This is a genomic window from Rhodoferax sp. BLA1, from assembly GCF_013416775.1.
GTDB lineage: Bacteria > Pseudomonadota > Gammaproteobacteria > Burkholderiales > Burkholderiaceae_C > Rhodoferax.
Genome location: NZ_SZVI01000005.1, coordinates 297,936 through 315,965, shown reverse-complemented (window position 1 = coordinate 315,965; position 18,030 = coordinate 297,936). Strand labels below are relative to the sequence as shown.

The 18,030-nt window shown below is 58.9% G+C and carries 17 protein-coding genes; 11 read left to right on the top strand and 6 right to left on the bottom strand.

The genetic code is table 11. From position 1 onward, the window contains the following. Together FDG13_RS07090 and FDG13_RS07085 are read left to right on the top strand one after the other, a co-directional pair. Positions 1-761 (top strand): IS5 family transposase gene (locus tag FDG13_RS07090; protein WP_370528181.1). Its coding sequence is split into 2 segments (ribosomal slippage): positions 1-325 and positions 325-761, totalling 762 coding nucleotides; the frame shifts between segments, so codons are not numbered across the junction. 573 nt (positions 762-1,334) lie between these two features. Beyond that, a complete protein-coding gene (locus FDG13_RS07085) occupies positions 1,335-2,324 on the top strand; it encodes a hypothetical protein (RefSeq protein ID WP_180126120.1) in 990 nt (329 codons plus the stop codon). 952 nt (positions 2,325-3,276) lie between these two features. Here the strand turns inward: FDG13_RS07085 and FDG13_RS07080 are convergent. Then, positions 3,277-4,890: a TniQ family protein gene (locus tag FDG13_RS07080; RefSeq protein WP_180126118.1), complete on the bottom strand. Its 1,614-nt coding sequence runs from the start codon at positions 4,888-4,890 to the stop codon at positions 3,277-3,279. A gap of 356 nt (positions 4,891-5,246) precedes the next feature. Here FDG13_RS07080 and FDG13_RS07075 point away from each other — a divergent pair, with 356 nt between their 5' ends. From FDG13_RS07075 to FDG13_RS07050, 6 genes are all read left to right on the top strand, one after another. After that, the gene (locus tag FDG13_RS07075) at positions 5,247-5,753 is read left to right on the top strand and encodes a sigma-70 family RNA polymerase sigma factor (RefSeq protein WP_180126116.1); all 507 of its coding nucleotides are present in this window, start codon (positions 5,247-5,249) and stop codon (positions 5,751-5,753) included. A gap of 118 nt (positions 5,754-5,871) precedes the next feature. Further along, entirely contained in the window at positions 5,872-6,960 is a 1,089-nt protein-coding gene (locus FDG13_RS07070) for a FecR domain-containing protein (protein WP_218942648.1), read from the top strand. A gap of 122 nt (positions 6,961-7,082) precedes the next feature. Continuing rightward, positions 7,083-9,449, top strand: a complete 2,367-nt coding sequence (locus tag FDG13_RS07065) for a TonB-dependent receptor (protein ID WP_180126114.1) — start codon at positions 7,083-7,085, stop codon at positions 9,447-9,449. Positions 9,450-9,457: 8 nt separating this feature from the next. Continuing rightward, positions 9,458-9,739, top strand: coding sequence for a hypothetical protein (locus FDG13_RS07060; RefSeq protein WP_180126112.1), 282 nt, complete (start codon positions 9,458-9,460; stop codon positions 9,737-9,739). Further along, on the top strand, positions 9,736-11,427 hold the full coding sequence (locus FDG13_RS07055; RefSeq protein WP_180126110.1) for a PepSY domain-containing protein: 1,692 nt from the start codon (positions 9,736-9,738) through the stop codon (positions 11,425-11,427). The genes FDG13_RS07060 and FDG13_RS07055 overlap by 4 nt, the downstream gene beginning before the upstream one ends. Continuing rightward, positions 11,424-11,789, top strand: a complete 366-nt coding sequence (locus tag FDG13_RS07050) for a DUF3325 domain-containing protein (protein WP_180126108.1) — start codon at positions 11,424-11,426, stop codon at positions 11,787-11,789. Before FDG13_RS07055 ends, FDG13_RS07050 begins: the two co-directional genes overlap by 4 nt. Here FDG13_RS07050 and FDG13_RS07045 read toward each other — a convergent pair. From FDG13_RS07045 to FDG13_RS07035, 3 genes are all read right to left on the bottom strand, one after another. After that, positions 11,772-12,431 (bottom strand): LysE family translocator, encoded by a 660-nt coding sequence (locus FDG13_RS07045; protein WP_255435133.1) that lies wholly within the window; start codon positions 12,429-12,431, stop codon positions 11,772-11,774. The two genes, FDG13_RS07050 and FDG13_RS07045, sit on opposite strands and share 18 nt — an antisense overlap. Before the next feature lie 100 nt (positions 12,432-12,531). Next, positions 12,532-13,341, bottom strand: a complete 810-nt coding sequence (locus tag FDG13_RS07040) for an AraC family transcriptional regulator (protein ID WP_180126106.1) — start codon at positions 13,339-13,341, stop codon at positions 12,532-12,534. Between the two features lie 24 nt (positions 13,342-13,365). Beyond that, positions 13,366-14,298 (bottom strand): LysR family transcriptional regulator, encoded by a 933-nt coding sequence (locus FDG13_RS07035; protein WP_180126103.1) that lies wholly within the window; start codon positions 14,296-14,298, stop codon positions 13,366-13,368. A 203-nt stretch (positions 14,299-14,501) separates the two neighbouring features. On the opposite strand from FDG13_RS07035, the gene FDG13_RS07030 reads away from it, so the two are divergent. From FDG13_RS07030 to FDG13_RS07020, 3 genes are all read left to right on the top strand, one after another. Further along, positions 14,502-14,942 carry a DUF4148 domain-containing protein gene (locus FDG13_RS07030; protein ID WP_180126101.1) on the top strand — a complete coding sequence of 147 codons (441 nt, stop codon included), beginning with the start codon at positions 14,502-14,504 and terminating at the stop codon, positions 14,940-14,942. A 182-nt stretch (positions 14,943-15,124) separates the two neighbouring features. Next, positions 15,125-15,736: an FMN-dependent NADH-azoreductase gene (locus FDG13_RS07025; protein WP_180126098.1), complete on the top strand. Its 612-nt coding sequence runs from the start codon at positions 15,125-15,127 to the stop codon at positions 15,734-15,736. 59 nt (positions 15,737-15,795) lie between these two features. After that, positions 15,796-16,323 carry a disulfide bond formation protein B gene (locus tag FDG13_RS07020; protein WP_180126096.1) on the top strand — a complete coding sequence of 176 codons (528 nt, stop codon included), beginning with the start codon at positions 15,796-15,798 and terminating at the stop codon, positions 16,321-16,323. Positions 16,324-16,549: 226 nt separating this feature from the next. On the opposite strand, the gene FDG13_RS07015 is transcribed toward FDG13_RS07020, so the two are convergent. Together FDG13_RS07015 and FDG13_RS07010 are read right to left on the bottom strand one after the other, a co-directional pair. Continuing rightward, on the bottom strand, positions 16,550-16,828 hold the full coding sequence (locus FDG13_RS07015) for a hypothetical protein (protein ID WP_180126094.1): 279 nt from the start codon (positions 16,826-16,828) through the stop codon (positions 16,550-16,552). Positions 16,829-16,961: 133 nt separating this feature from the next. Continuing rightward, positions 16,962-17,912, bottom strand: a complete 951-nt coding sequence (locus FDG13_RS07010; RefSeq protein WP_370528180.1) for a LacI family DNA-binding transcriptional regulator — start codon at positions 17,910-17,912, stop codon at positions 16,962-16,964. Positions 17,913-18,030: the final 118 nt, after the last annotated feature.

Below are 18,030 nucleotides of genomic sequence, written 5' to 3'. Positions count from 1 at the left end.
ATGAGTAAAAGATATGCCCTCAGTGATGCCCAATGGGACTGCATCAAGGATCTGCTGCCCGGTCAGGCAGGTCAGCCTGGAGCCACAGCAAAAGACAACCGACTCTTCGTAGATGCAGTGCTGTACCGCTACCGCGCAGGCATACCCTGGCGTGATCTGCCTGCGCGCTTTGGCGATTTTCGCGTCGTACACACCCGCCACTCGCGCTGGAGCGAAAGCGGCGTTTGGCAACAGGTGTTTGAGGTCTTGGTACAGGACGCGGACAACGAGTACACGATGATCGACTCCACCATCGTGCGAGCCCACCAGCACAGTGCTGGGGCAAAAGGGGGGATCCAGACAAGCAGGCCATCGGACGCAGCCGCGGTGGCCTGAGCACCAAGATCCACGCCACTGTGGATGCACTGGGCAATCCGACAGGTTTTCTCCTCACGCCAGGGCAGGAGCATGATCTCAAAGGAGCCGATGTGCTGCTCAAGGACACGCCAGCGCAAAGCGTCATCGCAGACAAGGCCTACGATGCCCACGCTCGGCTGATCGAGCCGCTGCTCACCAAAGGCAAGGCGGTGGTCATTCCTTCAAGGGCAAGGAGCAAACAGCCGCGAGACTATGACCGCCATCTGTACAAGGCACGCCATCTGATTGAGAACTTCTTCGCACGCTTGAAGCAGTACCGCGCTATTGCTACGCGCTACGACAAGACGGCTAGCAACTTTCTGGGTGCCATCCACCTAGCTGCATCCATCGTGTGGCTCGCATGAGCGGTGCTAAACCCTTCGCACCATCGGAATTGATTGATGACACACCCTAGGGAAACAATAGGTAAAAGCGTAGCCGCTGGTTGGAGCCTAAACTCACAACAGCACCAAACTCACGTCCCCAAAGCTGTCACTCACAAACGACAGCAACTGGCCCGGACATGTCGCGGCAGTCGACCCAAGCCCGACCTAGAGCCAATCGAATTCAACTCCCGGAAACCGACATGCAAGCAATTCAGGGGCGCAGGCGCTTGTTAGGAGCCGTGCTAACGGGCTATGCGAGATCCGACGAGCGATTGAAAAAGCTGGAGAATGTCAACCTTTGTTCGTCCGCTGCTGATATCCGTTGGGCACTGGGTGGGTGCGTCGAGAATGTCCTCACCGCCACGACGTGGTTTGCAAGGTCAGTCACCGCACCAACGTTTTTTCTTCATCTTCCTACAATCCGTCCCGCTCGGGACCATAACTTGATGTCTGGACAACCGCGATCCAGATCGTCTTCTATTAATCCATCCGGTGTCCTGACCCGTTTGAAGTTGTCTCTTTTTTCCCTTTCTATCCAAGGACCTGCTCTCCATGCCAATCTCCCCTTCAACCCTCAGTACCCTGCAAAAGCTCGGTGCCGCCGCTTTCAATGCTGATGAAAAACTGAAGAACGAAGTCGCTGCCTACGCCCAACGCGCCAACGCCGCCATCTTCAACAACCCTTACAACCTGGGCAACGCCGCCCTGATCGAGAGCTGGCAAGTGGCTGCACGGCTGTCCAAAAAGCTGTCGGGCATCGAAGAAGAGTTGCGCGAGCTCTATCGCATTGCCGGGGAACTGACCGAAGAAGACCTGCCCATCGTGCGCGAGACCCGCGCCCTGAGCGCACCGGCCAGCGCGAGCACCAAGAAGGCGGCCAAGCAGACTGCCACCGAAGCCGTCGACCTCAGCGCCACCACCGTCAAGGTGAAAAAAGCCACCAAGAAACAGACGGCCAAGGCAGCCAAGGCGCCAACTGCTGCGTCCACCGCCAAAACGGCCACACCGCCAGCCAAAGGTAAAAAGACCGCGGCCAAGACTCCAGCTGGCAAATCGGCAGCTACCCCCACTGCACAAGCTGCTAAACCCGCCAAACCGGCCAGCAAAGCGCCTGTGACCAAGTCCGCGACCAAAGCCATTACCAAGGGCGCAAAGGTCAAGGCCACCAAAGCGGCAACTGCCACTCAGGAACTCCAAGGCAACCCAGCCAAGCTCCTGGCCCATCTGTTGAAGGTTCTCAACACCGACAGCTTCGAACACATCATTCAGACCGTGGTTGCCAAAGAAACAAACATTCCCTTGGGCTCCATGACCGCCGCGCTAGCTCGCCTGACCAAAGAGGGCCGACTGGTGGCCGGTCCTCAGGGCAGCTACAAGCTGGCCAAGGTGGTGGTCAAGGCAGCTAAGAAGAGCCCGGCACCGGCAAAGACATCAGCTGCAGCACCTGAGAAGACCCCGGTACCAACAACAACCGCAGCACATACACCAACACCTGCCCAGCCCGAAGTCCAGGCAGTGGCGACGCCTGAGGCACAGGCCTAAGCTGGACGATCTCTCAGGCGTATGAAGCTGCTTGTGCGCCTTCTGGGTCTAGGCTTGTGCCTGAGTCTTTGGCTCGGTGCATCCCAGGTCCAGGCCTGGGGCGTATCTCACTGGCGACTACTCGTAATACGATATCAGCCTGGCTGCACCCAAGCCAATCATCTGTCACGCTACGTTTGCGCCTCCACCCTGACCTGCTTCACCATCAGGCGATAAGTTCGGATCTGTTGATTGCGGCCATTTGTCAGTAGTTGGTTGGAAGTAACTTGTGGCAATACTTCAGAGGCCTCCGGCGGCCTGGCGGGGGCCTCTTTTAAAAGTACCAAATCCGAAGCCCCGGGTTCCGACAACCCCGCCCTGGCAACGCAACTGAGGTGGGCACTCAGACACAGGCGATCAATACCAGGATGGTTTGATCTATCGTTCAGCCAAGTGCAAGGTGGCTTTTTTGAACCGGAATGACCGGCAAGGTCGGGGCCGTAATGGGTGGCTTTTTTGAATCGGAATGACTGGCCGGTTTGAATCGGAACAGCTGGCTTTTTTGACTGGAATACGCAGGGGCGTGAGCAGGCGTGCGCGAAGGCGTGAAGTCTTGTCCGAAAGCCGGATGCGGGAAATCTGCACGTCCGGTTTGATGAGGGGGATGTGGAAACGGGGATTCTTATGATGGGCAAAAGTAGGCACCGAGTCGTAGCTACGAGGCGGCAAACAGAAGCGGCTTTATCACTGGAGCTACCGCGCCACATCTCTACTCTACGCGATCCGGGTCTACGATTTTCCACGTTCCGGACGTTCAATTTTGATAGGCCTGATAGGCTGCTTCCGAGAAAGTTGGCGGCCTCATAAGGGGCAAATCAGGTATAGGCCGACACCACATGTAGAAACACATCGCCGCTGGTGGGGTTCGGCCACAGACGGATGCAAAGCAGGTCGCCAGCCTCGGAGATTTCGATCACTTCCGAGGCTTGACCGGCGTAGCAGTGCCACGCCTGACAGATGACCTTGGGGCTATCACCTCAAACCATTTTCGATCAAAGCGTGACGCAAAATCGCAAGCGTGGCTGCAGACTTGCCGCAACTCCATACGCGAGGTCTTACCCGATCCGATCGCTGTCAAAATTAGTGCTCGGTAGTGATCACGCTTTTCGGTCAAACCCGCAGTCTTTAAGATGCGGTGCTGACTTGGCAAAAAACTGCTCAACCATTGGCGATCCAACCGCAATGCGTTTTGATAGAGGGTCGCATTTATTCCCTTAAGTTGACTGCGTGAAGTGCAACCATTGGCAATAACCTTCTGAATTTCACCTCTCATTTTGCAAATTTTTTCTTCTAGGTTCGATGGCTCTCTTTTGTTGACTTTGGATTTTCTGTCAGCCGAGCCCTGTCGATACTGACGAACGCGGTCGACGAATTGCTCGCGTGCCTTCTGGCTTAAGCCTTCCAAGATCAGAAATACGTTCAAACCGCCTACCAATTCGGTCGCCAACAGGCGGTTGCCCTCAGCTAAGTGGTCTGCCACGTTGTCGGGAAGATGAAAGCGCCTCGCGATCACTTCAATTTCGGCATGAAGGTTGTCCTCCGAACGAGGCTCGACATTCACCGTTCCCACCAAGATTCTCGGTTCGATCTTCCCATTCTCCAATATATCTTGGCGGTCAGACTCAATGGTTTGCTCCCACGCGTAAGCAATGACGGCGGTCAGAAACGAGATACTGATTGTGGCGCAGCCATCGCGAAATAGTTTGAATGCACCCCTAATCCCGATACGGCATTGAAGAATCGCCTCCAAATCACGCAAATTCAAAACATTCCAATAGTCCAGAAATCGAAACAGCAGTTCAGTTGGATCCGAATTCGTTTTGAAAATATGGCGTCTTAGTAAACAGGTCCTGATTTCTGGCCTAAGCTCTGGTGCTTGTCCCTGAATTGCACGACTGATCGTGGCTGCAAGAGCCCGGTAACCCTGGCTTTCCGGCGCAAAAGGCATCGGTTTTGTTTGACTATGACCACAACGAATGCAAGGCTCTCCAGGTAGTCCCCAGCCTGATTCAACTCCGAAATTAGCTCCACAACCAGCGCATTTATCGTGCAGTACCTGGTTGTGAACATCACAAGTGTGAACGGCAGGAATCTGATGCATGACGTGCCAATGCCCAGTGCCATATTTTGCTTTGTCTTCTAGAACACAGGCCGTACATTGCCGAAGCCCTTGCGAACGACGAATCCCATCACGTGTCACTGAGTTGAATCGGCGGTAGGCATCTGGATGGCCGCTGACCAATGCTGCGCACCAACGCTTAGTCACGTCGGACGTGAGGAAGCCGGAGATAAATGGAAACATCGAATGACGCTCAATCAATGCCTCTGGCGGCACTGTCCCATCCAATGCCCGTTCAACGAATTCATTTGCTCTATACCCAAATTGGTTATCGAGATTTACCTTGGCCCCATAGAAATCATTGGAAGAAGATTGGAGGCTGTAACAGCGCCCTACGCGCAGACATGCCAAATGGATTGACAAAATTGTGGCATCACACGGGAAGGTTGGAATCATCAACGCTGACAAGGGGTTTTGAGAATATGTTTTAAGCCCGAACTTCAACTTCGAATGGAATTGTCAACAATGTTAAGAATTTGCATCGTGAGCAAAAGACTTTTTATTTGACATTTCCCTGTGATGCAATTTTGAGAATTTGTTATCAGCAGCCTAAAAGATGGCTGAGAACAGATGGCTGAGAACAAAGGATTTGTTTTCTCTGAGTATGCCTCTGATCACACCCAGCACGCCTTGTCTATCCGGGCACTCACCATTGACCCTCTGTCATCAGCCTGTGTTTGACGAATAACGCCGTCAATGAGCCACAAGTCGCATCGCATATGATGCGAGTAATTCGCATTTACATGTTTCCTTGCGCGCCACTCATGCACATCCACTATTACCGAGAACTGCTGAACTTTTGTGCCCAGGCACTCAAGGACCGCGACGCTGCGGCTGATGTGGTTCAGGAAACTTACGCGCGCGTGATCGCACTTAGCCGGGCACAGATCGTGACCGAACCACGTGCGCTGCTCTATCGCGTGGCGCGCAACCTGCTGACAGACCAGCATCGGCGCGATACCTTGCGCCTGCACGACAGCCTTGACACGCTGAGCGAACTGGAGCACCCACACGCGCCACAGATGTGCCAGCCCGAGCAGGCGCTGGACGCTCGCCAACAAGCCCTCGCCATGCTCGAAGCCATCAACAAGTTGCCCAAGCGTTGCCGTGAAGCTTTTATGTTGAACCGTTTCGATGGCCTGTCGCACCAGGAAATTGCCGACCAGATGGGCATCTCGCGCAACATGGTGGCGCAACACGTCATCCGGGCGGTCCTGGCCTGCAAGGCATGTGATGCGCAAATGCAGGGCAACCACAACGGCAAGCTCTAGACCCCATTGGATGCTGCAAAAGGCTGGCACACTCGTGTTTGACGTGTGGCTTGTGGACGGTGACATCCACTGATGTCACGTTCATGCGTCTACTCTTTGAACAGCCTGCATCACGCCCATGCCCCACCGTCCTTCTTCGCCTTCTTCGACGCATCGTTTGCACACGGACGAAGCGGATGAGCATTCGGCGTTCATGGCGCAGCAGAGTCCGCTGGACGCTGCTGCGGCCGAATGGCTGGTTCGCCGCCAGGATGGACTCACACCTGAGGAGGAGAGGCAGTTCCAGCTTTGGCTGGCGGCTGATGAGCGTCATGTCCAAGCCTTCCAGCAGTTTGAGCTGCTTTGGGAGCGACTGCCTACATCTTCGGTACCGACCCCGGCACCCGTGAAGCAGAAGGTGGCTCAAAGCCGCTGGCGTTTTGGCGAGACACTGAACGCGTGGTTGCCCCAGCTTTCGGCAGCGGCCATCGCCTTCGCCGTGGTCAGTGGCGGTTGGTGGGGCTGGGAGCAGTGGCATGATGCGCCCACTTTCACAGAAAGCTACGCCACCGTGCGAGGCCAACAGAAAAAAATCCGCCTGCCTGACGGCAGCCAACTGTGGCTGGACACAGCCACCCGTGCCGAGGTCACTTACTACCGCGACCGGCGCGAAGTCAAGCTGCCCGAAGGCCAGGCACAGTTTGCTGTTCAGCCAGATCCTGAGCACCCATTCAACGTGTTGGCCGGTGCGGTCCGGGTGACTGTTGTTGGCACACGTTTCTCGGTGCGCAACACCCGCGCTGGTTTGCACGAAGGCGATGTGGGTGTGGTGGTGGAGCAGGGCCATGTGCGCGTGGCGGCCAACAGCAAGGCCACTGCCAGCGCGCACCAGTCCAGCATGGCCGACCTCACGGCCGGGCAATCGCTTGTGGCCAATGCCGTGAACGGACTCGGCCCGGTGCAACAAGAAGACACGGGCCAAGCCGCTTTGTGGCGTGAGGGTCGCGTCAACTTTGACAACACACCGCTGGCCGTCGCCTTGGCCGAGTTTGGTCGCTACAGCGATGTTCACCTGGTGGTTCGTGACCCGCGGGTTGCGGCGCTGCGTATCAGCGGCAGCTTCGACCTGCGCCGACTTGACGCTTTTGAACGGGCGTTGCCACAGGTGTTACCGGTCCGACTACACAACGCAGACGGGGTGACCGAGATCGTTGCCAGCCGGACCTGAAGCATGGCGCCTGGGTGCGGCTTCGTACAACGCAAAATATTTCATATCAGACATCAACACGCATGCATCTGGTGCGTCTCCAAAGCAGAACCTCATTTTTCTGCTTCTGGAGCTTTACCCACATGGTGCACCCCCATTTTCGCCCCGCCCCTGTCGCCCTGGCCATGGCCTTGGCACTTGTCAGCCTGACAGGTACCGCTGTTGCCCAGTCTGCGGCACCCGCACCAATCGTCAGCCTCTCGCTCTCGGCGCAACCCTTGGGTAGTGCGCTCAACCAACTGGCCCGGCAAGCCCGGCTGCAGCTGCTGGTCAACCCCGCACTGGTGGACGGCAAACAGGCACCAGCGGTACTGGGCAACCTGACGGTACGCCAGGCGCTGGACCAGTTGCTGACAGGCAGTGGTTTGGAGGCCAGTGTGAAAGGCGCCGAGGTTGTGGTGCGCCGCGCCGCGCCTGCATCTGGTGGCGATGCCACGCTGGCGGCTGTGACCGTCACCTCACAAGCTGTAGGTCTGGCCACCAGCCTCAAGAGCAAGGCCTCTTCAGGTGCATTGGGCAGTCGCAGTGTGTTGGATACACCGTTCTCCATCAGCTCGGTTGGCAGTGCCGAGTTGGAGGAGCGGCTGGTTACCACCACCGAGCAGGCCTTACGTTACGACGCTTCCACACAACAAACTGGTGGTGAATACGGCCAGAGTGCTTCATTCAGTGTGCGGGGGCTGGGTCTGGACGACAGCAATGGCTTCAAGATCGACGGCCTGCCTGTGGCCAGCTGGGGCAACACCATGCCGATGGAGGCGTTTGAGCGGATTGATCTGCTCAAAGGCTTAAGTGGCTTCATGTATGGCTTTGGTGCGCCTGGCGGCACCGTCAACTATGTTCTCAAGCGCCCGACCGAAGACACCCAAACCAGCGTCGCCGTGGGCTACAAGTCGGACTCGCTCTGGTCCGAACATCTGGACATGGGTGGACGCTTTGGTGAAGACAAACGTTTTGGCTACCGTTTTAACCTGGCCCATGAAGAAGGCGACACCTATGTCAACCGTGGCAGGCTGGACCGGACCACAGCCTCGCTGGCCATGGACGCACGCCTCACCAACGATCTCACGGCCACGTTCGACGTGTTGTATTCCAAACGCCTGTCCAACGGCAACAACTTCTGGGGTGTTGACCTGAGTGCACTGCAGGCCATGCCAACGCCGGTCAACCCGACACTGGCCACACAGCCGGATGGCAGCTACTACAACACGGTCGACCGCATCGCCACTGCGGGTCTGCAGTGGCGCATTGCACCCGACTGGAACGCCAACTTCTCCTGGCGCACCACGCGCCGCGACATCGACTACAACTACAGCACGCTGTATGTGAACAACCTCAACGGCAACTACACCGCCGACCGTTCCGATTACCGCTTCGCTTCGGACTACGACGTGCTGCAAGCCATAGTCCAAGGTAAGTTGCAGACCAACGGTATCGATCACGACCTGACCTTCGGTGTCTCGCGCCAGGAACTCACCACGCGATCGGACCGCGCATCAAGCTACACCGACGACATTGGCTCCGCCAACATCTACAGCGATTCAACACTCGCCATCACCGGCAGTGCGGCAGATCATCCGCTCTACAAGAGCAGCGTTATCACACAAACCGCCTTGTTCGCCAGTGACACGCTGGCCTTCAATGACAAGTGGTCACTGATCCTGGGTGCGCGTTACACCAAATTCGACCAGGTCAGCCTCAACCGGGCCGGCGCCACAACGACGCGTTATGAGCGCAACCCGCTCACGCCCACCGCCGCACTGCTGTTCAAACCCAGCACCGACACCACACTCTACGTGAGCGCTGTCGAGTCGCTGGAAAAAGGTGGTACCGCCGGTGTGACAACCGCCAATGCGTATGAGGTGATGGGCCCCATCAAAAGTCGACAGTACGAAGTGGGTTACAAGATCGAGCACGCTCACTGGAGCGGCTCCGTGGCACTGTTCCGGCTGGATCGCACCGCCGAATACACCAACGCCGCCAACTACTATGTCCAGGACGGCATCACACGCTACCAGGGTCTGGACATCAATGGCCGCTTGAGCCTGACACGTGATCTGTCGCTGTTGGGTGGTGTGATGCTGCTGGATTCAACCTATGTCCAAAACACTTCGGGGCTGGAGGGCAAACGCACCACCGGCACACCACACGTGCAGGCTGCATTACGCGCCGATTGGCGGGTTGCGGGGGTGCCCGGCCTGGGTCTGTCGCTGGGAGGCAAGTACGTTGGCTCGGCCGCGATGAACACCACCAACAGCTACAAGATTGCGGCCTACACGGTGCTTGAAGCAGGCGCCAATTACGTCACACGCATCAGCGGCAAGGAGGTGACTTTCACCGGTGCCATCCAGAACCTGGCTGACCGCCAGTACTGGGTCTACAACGGTGACAACTACGCTATGCCCGGTGCACCGCGCACGCTGAGCCTGTCAGCACGGATTGCGTTCTGAGGTACGCCGTGACATTGGGTCCCGGCCAGCGTCTGGCGGTGCGCGTGCTGCTGGCGGTCTTCGCTGGCTACGCGTTGGCCTCGGCCTTCGCCGTGGCGTTGCCGCCGCTGTTGCCCATGCCACGCGCGCAGGCCGTGCTGACCGCCACGCTGTTGGGTTTTGTGGTGCATTTGGTGGCGGCACTTTGGGTGTTCACAGAACCCGACTTGCGGCGCGTGGCTACAGGCCTGCTGTTGCCCGCTGTCCTGTTGACCACTCTGGGCTTGGCGCTGCAACGGACCGGCACATGAGAGCGACACACACGCCTGAAACCGGGGCGGCAACTGGCGGTTTGCGCCAATCGATGGCCTGGCTACACACTTGGTGTGGGCTGTGGTTCTCTTGGCTGCTGTTTGCGGTATTTCTGACGGGGTCGCTGGCTGTGTTCGAGGAGCCGATCACACATTGGATGACGCCCGAACACCATGCCGAAGAAGAAGCAGAAGAAGCTGCCCGCGCCTCTTTGCCAGCCACCGCCCCCGTTGCCAGCCGGGCCCAGCGCCTGGCCTACGCCATTGACTACATGGCCAAACACCACCAGAGCAAAGACATGTGGGAGATCTGGCCAGCTGATGCCGAAGGAGGCGGCGAACTCAAGGTGTATTGGTTCGATGACCAGCACCTCTATGCCCAGGCCAAGTTGGATGCCAACACTGGTGCGACACAACTCGAACCACCCCCGGCGCTGCCTGCGCGCGGCACCTTGGGCGGGCAGCATTTCGTCGACTTTCACTACAACCTGCACGGCGGCACATTGGGTCTGTGGGTGGTGGCCTTCGCCGCCATGGTGATGCTGGTGGCTCTGGTCTCCGGCGTCATCACTCACAAACGCATCTTCAAAGACTTTTTCACCTTCCGGCCGAAAAAGGGCCAGCGCAGTTGGCTGGATGCACACAACGCCGTGGCCGTGCTGAGTTTGCCGTTCCAGTTCATGATCGCCTACACCGGCATCGTCTTCACTGCGACCACCTACTTGCCAGCCGGTGTTCTGGCGCACTATGGCAACGACACAGGAGCGCACCTGCGTTACACAACTGAGTTGACCGCGCCGGGCCTGCAGCCACGTAGCGGGAGACCTTTGCCCGTACCCGGGCTGGAGCCGTTCGCGGCACAGGCTGAGGCCTTGATAGGACAGCCGGTGCGTGCTGTGGTGGTGGATCATCCGGGAGATGCCAGCATGCGCATCAGCGTTTATGGCTGGAACGATCCAGAGGATCTGGTGCGGCGTATGTCAGACACCACCGGCATGGTGGCATTTGCGCCCGATGGCAAGGTATTACACATGCGGATACCGGGCGGTAGTGCCGACGGTGTCGCCAGTTTCACCAACCAGGTCATGAGCAACCTGCACATGGCCGGGCTGGGCGGATGGCCCATGAAGTGGCTGTTTTTCCTGTGTGGACTGGCGGGCACCGCCATGATGGGCACGGGTGCTGTGCTGTTCACAGTCAAGCGGCGCAACAAATCTCTGAACGAGTTCGGCCCTCGAACCGCAAGCGTGTATCGGGGTATTGAGGCCCTCAATGTCGCGGCCATCGCTGGTCTGGCCCTTGCCTGCATGGCCTACCTTTGGGCCAATCGCTTGCTTCCCCTGGCGACGTATGAACGCGCTGTGATGGAGTTGCAGGTGTTCTTTGGCGTGTGGCTCATGACACTCGTGCATGCTTGTGCACGGACACCACAACGCGCGTGGCGCGAACAGCTCTGGGCGCTATCGGCACTTTGCCTGCTTCTGCCTGTGCTCAACGGGCTGACGGCTGGAGATCACCTCATTGCCGAGATCTCGCGCGGGGACTGGGAAAGCGCCGGAGTTGAGCTCACCAGCATGGCTTTCGGCCTGCTGGCTGGCTGGGGTGCACTGCTGCTGCGCACAGACAAAGCAGGGCAGCCGCGTCGTACGGCACACCCCTCTCTGGGTCCAGCCGGAGAGAGACCATGAACCTGCTGCCCGCAACCGTGCTGGCTCTGAGCTTGGCCTATGCCGGCATGGCTGGACTGTGTATGGCCATGGACCGCCACCATGAACAGCTGACCGGGCGCCGAGACGTGCCGATTCGCCTACGGTGGGCGCTGCGTCTGGCAGCTGGTCTGTTGCTGCTCGCCTCATTACACGTCAGCATCGACGGTTGGGGCCCAGGCGTGGGCTGGGTGGCCTGGCTGGGTTATCTGACGACAAGCGCTTTGCTGGTGGCTGGCCTGTGGGCCTGGCGGCCACTCCTGGCCATGGGCATCGCCGCGGCAGGTGGTGCCTGCAGTCTGCTGGCGTTTGTGGCGTCCCTCCAGTCAGGCGTGCCAGCCTGACATCCGTCCCATCACCATCGTGGCCAGCACCCCCACCGCCAACACAACCAACACCCCACCCGACACCCGCTCCAGCCACGGCAGTGTTTTGCAAAATCGGCTGAGAACCCTTGTATTTCCTATCGCTACCGCTATCAAAATGTCCCACAGTAGCACCACACAAAACATCCACAGACCGTAGCCGATCTTGACAGCCGGGCTGCTTTGGCTGGCACCCACCAGAGTGGCCAGGCTCGCATAAAACAGCGCGTTCTTCGGGTTCAGGACACCCGACACAAAACCCATGCCGGCGCCGCGCCACCACAGGCGGGCCGCCGCTGCGGGTTGTCCGGTGCGAGCTGCCATCGGGCGCAACGGGCTATGGCCCGCATGGCGGATGAACATCACCCCCATGTACAGCAGGTACAGGCAACCACACAGCTGCAGCAGCATGAAGAGGGCGTTGCCCGGCTGCAGAACAGCCACCCCGGCAAAAGCCACCACGATGAACACCCCGTTGGCCAACGCGATGCCCAGGCAGACCCCGCTGGCCACGCGCCACCCGGCAGACATGCTGGTGCGGGCCACCAGAAAGAAATCCGGCCCGGGTGACAACAAGGCCAGAAAATGGGCAAGGGCAAACATCACAAACGACTGGATCATGGTCCAACTTTCTCAAGAGCAAAACCCTGGAGTCTGCAGACCGCCATCGCCAATGTCTTGAAGAAAATTGCGACCTTGGGTGTCGGACGCCGCCCCGCCACTAGGCCTTGTAGCGCCCGGGTGTCACACCCACATGAGCCTTGAACACCCGCTGGAAATGCCCTTGGTCGGCAAAACCCAGGCGATAGGCAATGTCAGCCAGCGGCTCACCTGCACGCAAGTGATGGCGAGCCTGGTTGATGCGTTGGTTCAGCTGGTAGGCATGGGGGGTCAGGCCGGTGGCTTGGCGAAAGGCGCGGATCAGCTGGTAACGGCTCATGTTGGCCATCTTGGCCAGTTCGGTCAACGAGATCAGGGCACCCGCCTCGTGTTGCAAATGTGCCAGAAGAGGCTGCAACTTGTGGCGACTGTCCGGGGCCAGGGACGGCGACAGGGAAGGCTGTCCATGGCTGGCGCAGTCTCCCAAAAACGCGATCAGGGCGATTTCCTTCTCTGGCGCGCTGGCGTCAGAAAACAAAACAGCATTGAGCTGGCAGAACCGTGCGTAGATACCGGCATCCTGGGTCAGCTGCACCGTCTGCAGTGGAGGCACGCCGGATTCCTGCCACAGGGCCTGCAGCCAGCTGGCCTCCAGATGCAGCATCTGGTAGCTCCAGGCCAGGTTGGGCAGGGGGTTGCAAGCATGGACGTGGGCGGCTGGCACAAACACAACGGTGCCGGGCTGGATGACCGACGACCCGGTGCCCGCGCTGGTGAAACGGCTCGAACCCTGGTCCACCGCGCCCACGGAAAAGCTCGGGTGGCTGTGGGCTTTGTAACAGGCGCGGCTGTGGCAAGCCCGGCGGCTCTCGGCATACGGTAGGGTCGGGTCACGCCAGAACTCGGCGCTGGCGGGTGGTGGGGCGGGCATGGCTGGGCAGCTGGCCATCACGGATCAGCAGGCCTCGCAAGCTTGCACCGCGCTGCTGGTTTCCCGGCGTGTGCGCTCGGTCAAAAACTCCAGGAACACACGGGTGCGTTCGGGCAAGAACTGGCGGCTGGGCAAGGCCGCATACAGCGCCAGGCGGCCGGTGATCCAGGGGCGCAGCACCCGGATCAATTGGCCACTCGACAGGTAAGGTGCGGCCAAATCCACCGCCACCGAGGTGATGCCTGCACCATCCAGTACCGCCCGCATCAGGGTGTCGGTGTGGTTGCTCCACAGAACGGGCTGCACGGCCACATCCAGCACCTCATCCTGAAGCGCCGAATTGAACAGGCGCCAGCTGCTCTGTGGACGACCCGACATGTTCAGGCGCAGCACCTCGTGGTGGGCCAGGTCTTGCGGGATCACCGGTACATTCTTGCGCTGGATGTAGGCGGGTGAGGCCACCAGGATGGCCTCGGTGGCGGAAATCTTGCGGGCAATCAGGTCGGCATCAAAGTCCGCCTCGGTGGGCAGCAAGGTGATGTCGTAGTCCTCAATCGGTGGCTCCTTGAACGAGGCCACCTCAATGTTGAGCTGGATCTTCGGATGCAGCTGCCTGAAGTCCGCAATCAGCGGCGCGAGCACATGGGTGGCCAACACCGGTGGTGCCAGCACCCGCAAGATGCCTTCGGGCTCATGTGTTTGTGAACTGGCCAGGCTGTCGGCTTCATCAATGTCCTGCAGGATGAGGCGTACCCGCGTCAGATAGGCCTCTCCCGCCACGCTGAGTGACAAACGCCGGGTGCTGCGGTGTAACAAACGTGTGCCCAGATGGTCTTCCAGGTCGGCTACCAGGCGCGTCACCACCGCAGGCGAGATGTCGAGCGCACGTGAGGCAGCCGCAAAGCCACCTTCGTCGATGACTTTTTGAAAAACCCGCATTGACAGCAATCGGTCCATGGTGCCTCGAGATGAAATTTCAAGGCTTTGATTATTTCGCAAATAGCAACACAGCGATGACGCAGACGCTATTTTTCTTCTTAAACAGAAACTTTACAGTTCATCCCATCGACGAAACACCTTCAACACCGTGTTTCGAAGAACCCGGACGGACCTCAAAAAATTGTCTGCCGAGATTTTTAAACTCTTTCAGGAAATACATCATGAACCGCAAAACACTCTCTGCTCTGACCCTCTCTTTGGCTGCTTTGGTGGCTGGCAATGCCTTCGCTGCCGACTTGTCCGCCCCCAAAACACGTGACCAGGTCCGTGCTGAGTTGCTGGAAGCCCAACGCACCGGCAACATCCAGGCCAACGGTGATTCTGGCAAGTTGCTCAACGAGTTGTACCCCAGCCAATACCCAGCCAAAGCCGTGACCCAAGGCAAGACCCGCGCCCAAGTGCTGGCCGAGCTGGCAGAAGCGCAACGCACGGGTGACATCGTGGCCGACGGTGACTCCGGCAAGTTGCTCAATGAGCTGTACCCCAACCAGTACCCTGCCAAGACTGTGACACAAGGCGTGCCCCGTGCCCAAGTGCTGGCCGAGCTGGAACAAGCACAACGCAGTGGCGACGACTTCAGCAAGATCTACGGCCACCACTGAGATAGCAGTGGCCGATCTGGCCACCGGGCCTGGGGAAACCCAGGCCCATCAAGGGTTCATTGTTTCGAATTTGGAACAGTATTTCCCAAATCAGCTGGTTATCAAAATATATCGCCAAAAATAGAATCAATGAACCCTCAGCACCGCTGTGCTGGGTTTTCCACCCAACCCGAGTTTTCACCATGAAATTACTGCACATCGACTCCAGCATTCTGGGCACCTACTCTGCTTCGCGCCAGCTCACCGCCGAGGTGGTGGCGCAGTGGCTCAAAGGACATCCCGACACCACAGTCGAGTACCTTGACGTGGCCGCCAACCCGATTGGCCACTTCGGCGCGGATGCGCTGGCCATCAAAGGTGTGGCCCAAGCTGAGCCGACCGAGGCACAACGTGCTGAAAACGCTTTGTCCGAGAAGCTGGTGAGCCAGTTCCTGGCCGCTGATGTGATTGTGGTGGGCGCGCCGTTTTACAACTTCTCGATCCCGACCCAACTCAAGGCCTGGATTGACCGTCTGGCCCAGCCGGGTCGCACCTTCACCTACACCGACAAAGGTCCGACCGGTCTGGCCACCGGCAAAACGGTGATCGTGGCCTCCACCCGCGGTGGTGCTTATTCCACCAGCGAAGGTGGCCAAGCCATGGAACACCAGGAAAGTTACCTGAAGGTGGTGTTTGGCTTTTTTGGCATCACAGATGTGCGCATCGTGCGTGCCGAAGGTCTGGCCATGGGTGATGCCGCCAAGGCCACAGCCATGAACGCGGCTCAAGGCGAGATCGCCACCGCCGCCCACTAAACTGTCTGTGTTTCTTGGCTTGCCGCGCTGCTTGCGGCAGATTCACAGAGGTCCTCAACGTGCTCAGAACCCTTTACACCCTGTCTACTCAACGCCGCTCCTGGCTGCTGCTGGCGGCCCTGGCGCTGGCGCTGGATGGCATCGCCCTGTTTTTGCAACATGTGTTGCACGTCGAACCCTGCAACGAATGTATTTACATCCGTGCCGGGGTGCTGGGCATTGCGGTCGCCGGGCTGGTCGGTGCCTTGGCGCCCAGATTCTGGCCAATGCGGCTGCTGGCCTTGGCCGCCTGGGTGGCTGCCTTGGCTTGGAGCTTGTCGCGTGCGGTGTTGTTGCTGGACCTGGAGCGCATCGTGGCGGCTGGCGGAGACGCCAGTTGCAAACGTTTCAAGGGTTTCCCGGACTGGCTGCCGCTGGAGCAATGGTTGCCCAATGTGTTTGAGCCACGGGCCATGTGTGGCACCGTGAGCTGGACCTTTCTGGGCGAGTCGGTCACGTTCTGGATCGGTATCGCTTTGGGCGGTATGGCCCTGCTGGCTGCTGCGGTGGTGGCGGCGCAAATGTGGCCCAAAAAAGGGCGTGTGTAAGCGGGTGCTGATGCATCCAGCCATAGCCAAGGATGCATCAGGTGCGTTTTAAGCCGACGTCTGGACGGTTGCCGCAAGAAGGTTCATAACCAACACAAGCCTCACAGACAGTCAACGGCCCTCAACATACTGGTTTACCAGCTTGTTTGCCATTAGCCGACACGGACGCCACTGGCCTGGCGGTCGCGGCATTCACACGCTGACCCGTGCCAAAACAGTCAGATGCTCAATTGAGTTGGCGCTGCGGTTGCCGGAGCTGCTCCATCAGCGCGTCTGGCTGGCCGCCTTGCGCGAGGTGGCTTTTGTACCAGACCGTCAGGATGCTGGTCACCACCGGCCCGGGGTCCTGGCAGACCTTGTCAAAGTCCAGGCCGTTGATGCTGCAGATCAGCTTGACCAGATCCATGTCCAGGTCAATGGCGTCGTCCGCGCAGCGGCGCAGCTTGAGATCGGCAAAAGAGTAACCCTCGGGCAATTTGAGGGTCAGCAGGGCGTCTGTTGGCATAGGCAGGCAAAAAAATCAGCGGGTCAAAATTGCTACACGGTTAATAGCTGCTTGAGCAATCTATAAAAGGGCTACAACCCGAAAAGCATCATAACCCCAATGCGCAGCCAGGTCGCATGGCATGCGCTACCTGTCAGACCCTGGCTTGGGTTGATCCGCGCACCATCAACTCGCCACGCAGCACCACCCGGCGCACCGCCCGCTCGGGCATCACCACCCGCTCCAGCAACAGACGCAGCGCGGTCTGGCCGATTTCATTGGTGGGTTGGCGGATCACGGTGATGTCCGGCGTCACCAGACTGGTCCAGGGCAGGTCGTCAAAACCGGCGATGGCGATGTCATTGGGCACCGTCACCCCGGCCTCCTTGACCGCCTCAACAACACCTTGCAACACCAGCCCACTGCTGGCCATCAATGCGTCGGGCAGGGGCCTGCGTCGCAACATGCGCTCGGCCACCTCGCGGGCGCGTTCGCTGCGCGGGATGATCGGCTCGGCCTCGGGTGTGATGCCAGCCACCGACATGGCGGCCAGGTAACCCTGGTAACGCTGCGGTCCGGTGGAGCCGACCGAACCATACAAGAACACAACACGGCGGTAACCTTGTGTGATCAGGTGTTCGGTCAGGCGGTAAGCTGCGTCAAAATTGTCCAACATGACGGCATCTGCTTCCACATCGCGCTCGCAGCGGTCCACCAGCACCATCGGAAACGGGTGATCCTGTGGCCGAAAGTCTGTCAGCAGCGACAAGGTGGGCGAGAGAATGACACCGCTGACGTTTTCATCACGCATCATCTCCAGGTAAAAAGCTTCTTTTTCGGGGTCTTCGTCGGCATTACACAGCAACACACGCATGCGGTGTTGGTAGGCCACATCTTCCACTGCGCGGCTGATTTCGGTGAAGAAGGGGTTGCGAATGTCCGACACGATCAGTCCCAGCGTGTCGGTGCGCCCGGAGCGCAGGCGCCTGGCGGCCAGATCGGGACGGTAACCCAGTGCCTTGACCGCCGCATTGACGCGTTTACGGGTCTCTTCGCTGACGCCGGGCAAACCTGAAATGACCCGGGAGACGGAGGCTGTGGACACCCCAGCCTGCTTTGCCACATCCACGATCTTGACCATCACGCCTCCGAACTTACCATGTAATCGATTCCATTTATTGTGCATCAGAACCGGTTATGAAGCGCCTTTTCAAATCTGCAAG

Coding starts and splice junctions, on each gene's coding strand:
- FDG13_RS07050 (WP_180126108.1), top strand. CDS start 11,424: ATGAACCTGCTGCCCGCAACCGTGCTGGCTCTGAGCTTGGCCTATGCC.
- FDG13_RS07035 (WP_180126103.1), bottom strand. CDS start 14,298: ATGGACCGATTGCTGTCAATGCGGGTTTTTCAAAAAGTCATCGACGAA.
- FDG13_RS07055 (WP_180126110.1), top strand. CDS start 9,736: ATGAGAGCGACACACACGCCTGAAACCGGGGCGGCAACTGGCGGTTTG.
- FDG13_RS07070 (WP_218942648.1), top strand. CDS start 5,872: ATGCCCCACCGTCCTTCTTCGCCTTCTTCGACGCATCGTTTGCACACG.
- FDG13_RS07015 (WP_180126094.1), bottom strand. CDS start 16,828: ATGCCAACAGACGCCCTGCTGACCCTCAAATTGCCCGAGGGTTACTCT.
- FDG13_RS07030 (WP_180126101.1), top strand. CDS start 14,502: ATGAACCGCAAAACACTCTCTGCTCTGACCCTCTCTTTGGCTGCTTTG.
- FDG13_RS07065 (WP_180126114.1), top strand. CDS start 7,083: ATGGTGCACCCCCATTTTCGCCCCGCCCCTGTCGCCCTGGCCATGGCC.
- FDG13_RS07025 (WP_180126098.1), top strand. CDS start 15,125: ATGAAATTACTGCACATCGACTCCAGCATTCTGGGCACCTACTCTGCT.
- FDG13_RS07040 (WP_180126106.1), bottom strand. CDS start 13,341: ATGCCCGCCCCACCACCCGCCAGCGCCGAGTTCTGGCGTGACCCGACC.
- FDG13_RS07085 (WP_180126120.1), top strand. CDS start 1,335: ATGCCAATCTCCCCTTCAACCCTCAGTACCCTGCAAAAGCTCGGTGCC.
- FDG13_RS07045 (WP_255435133.1), bottom strand. CDS start 12,431: ATGATCCAGTCGTTTGTGATGTTTGCCCTTGCCCATTTTCTGGCCTTG.
- FDG13_RS07075 (WP_180126116.1), top strand. CDS start 5,247: ATGCACATCCACTATTACCGAGAACTGCTGAACTTTTGTGCCCAGGCA.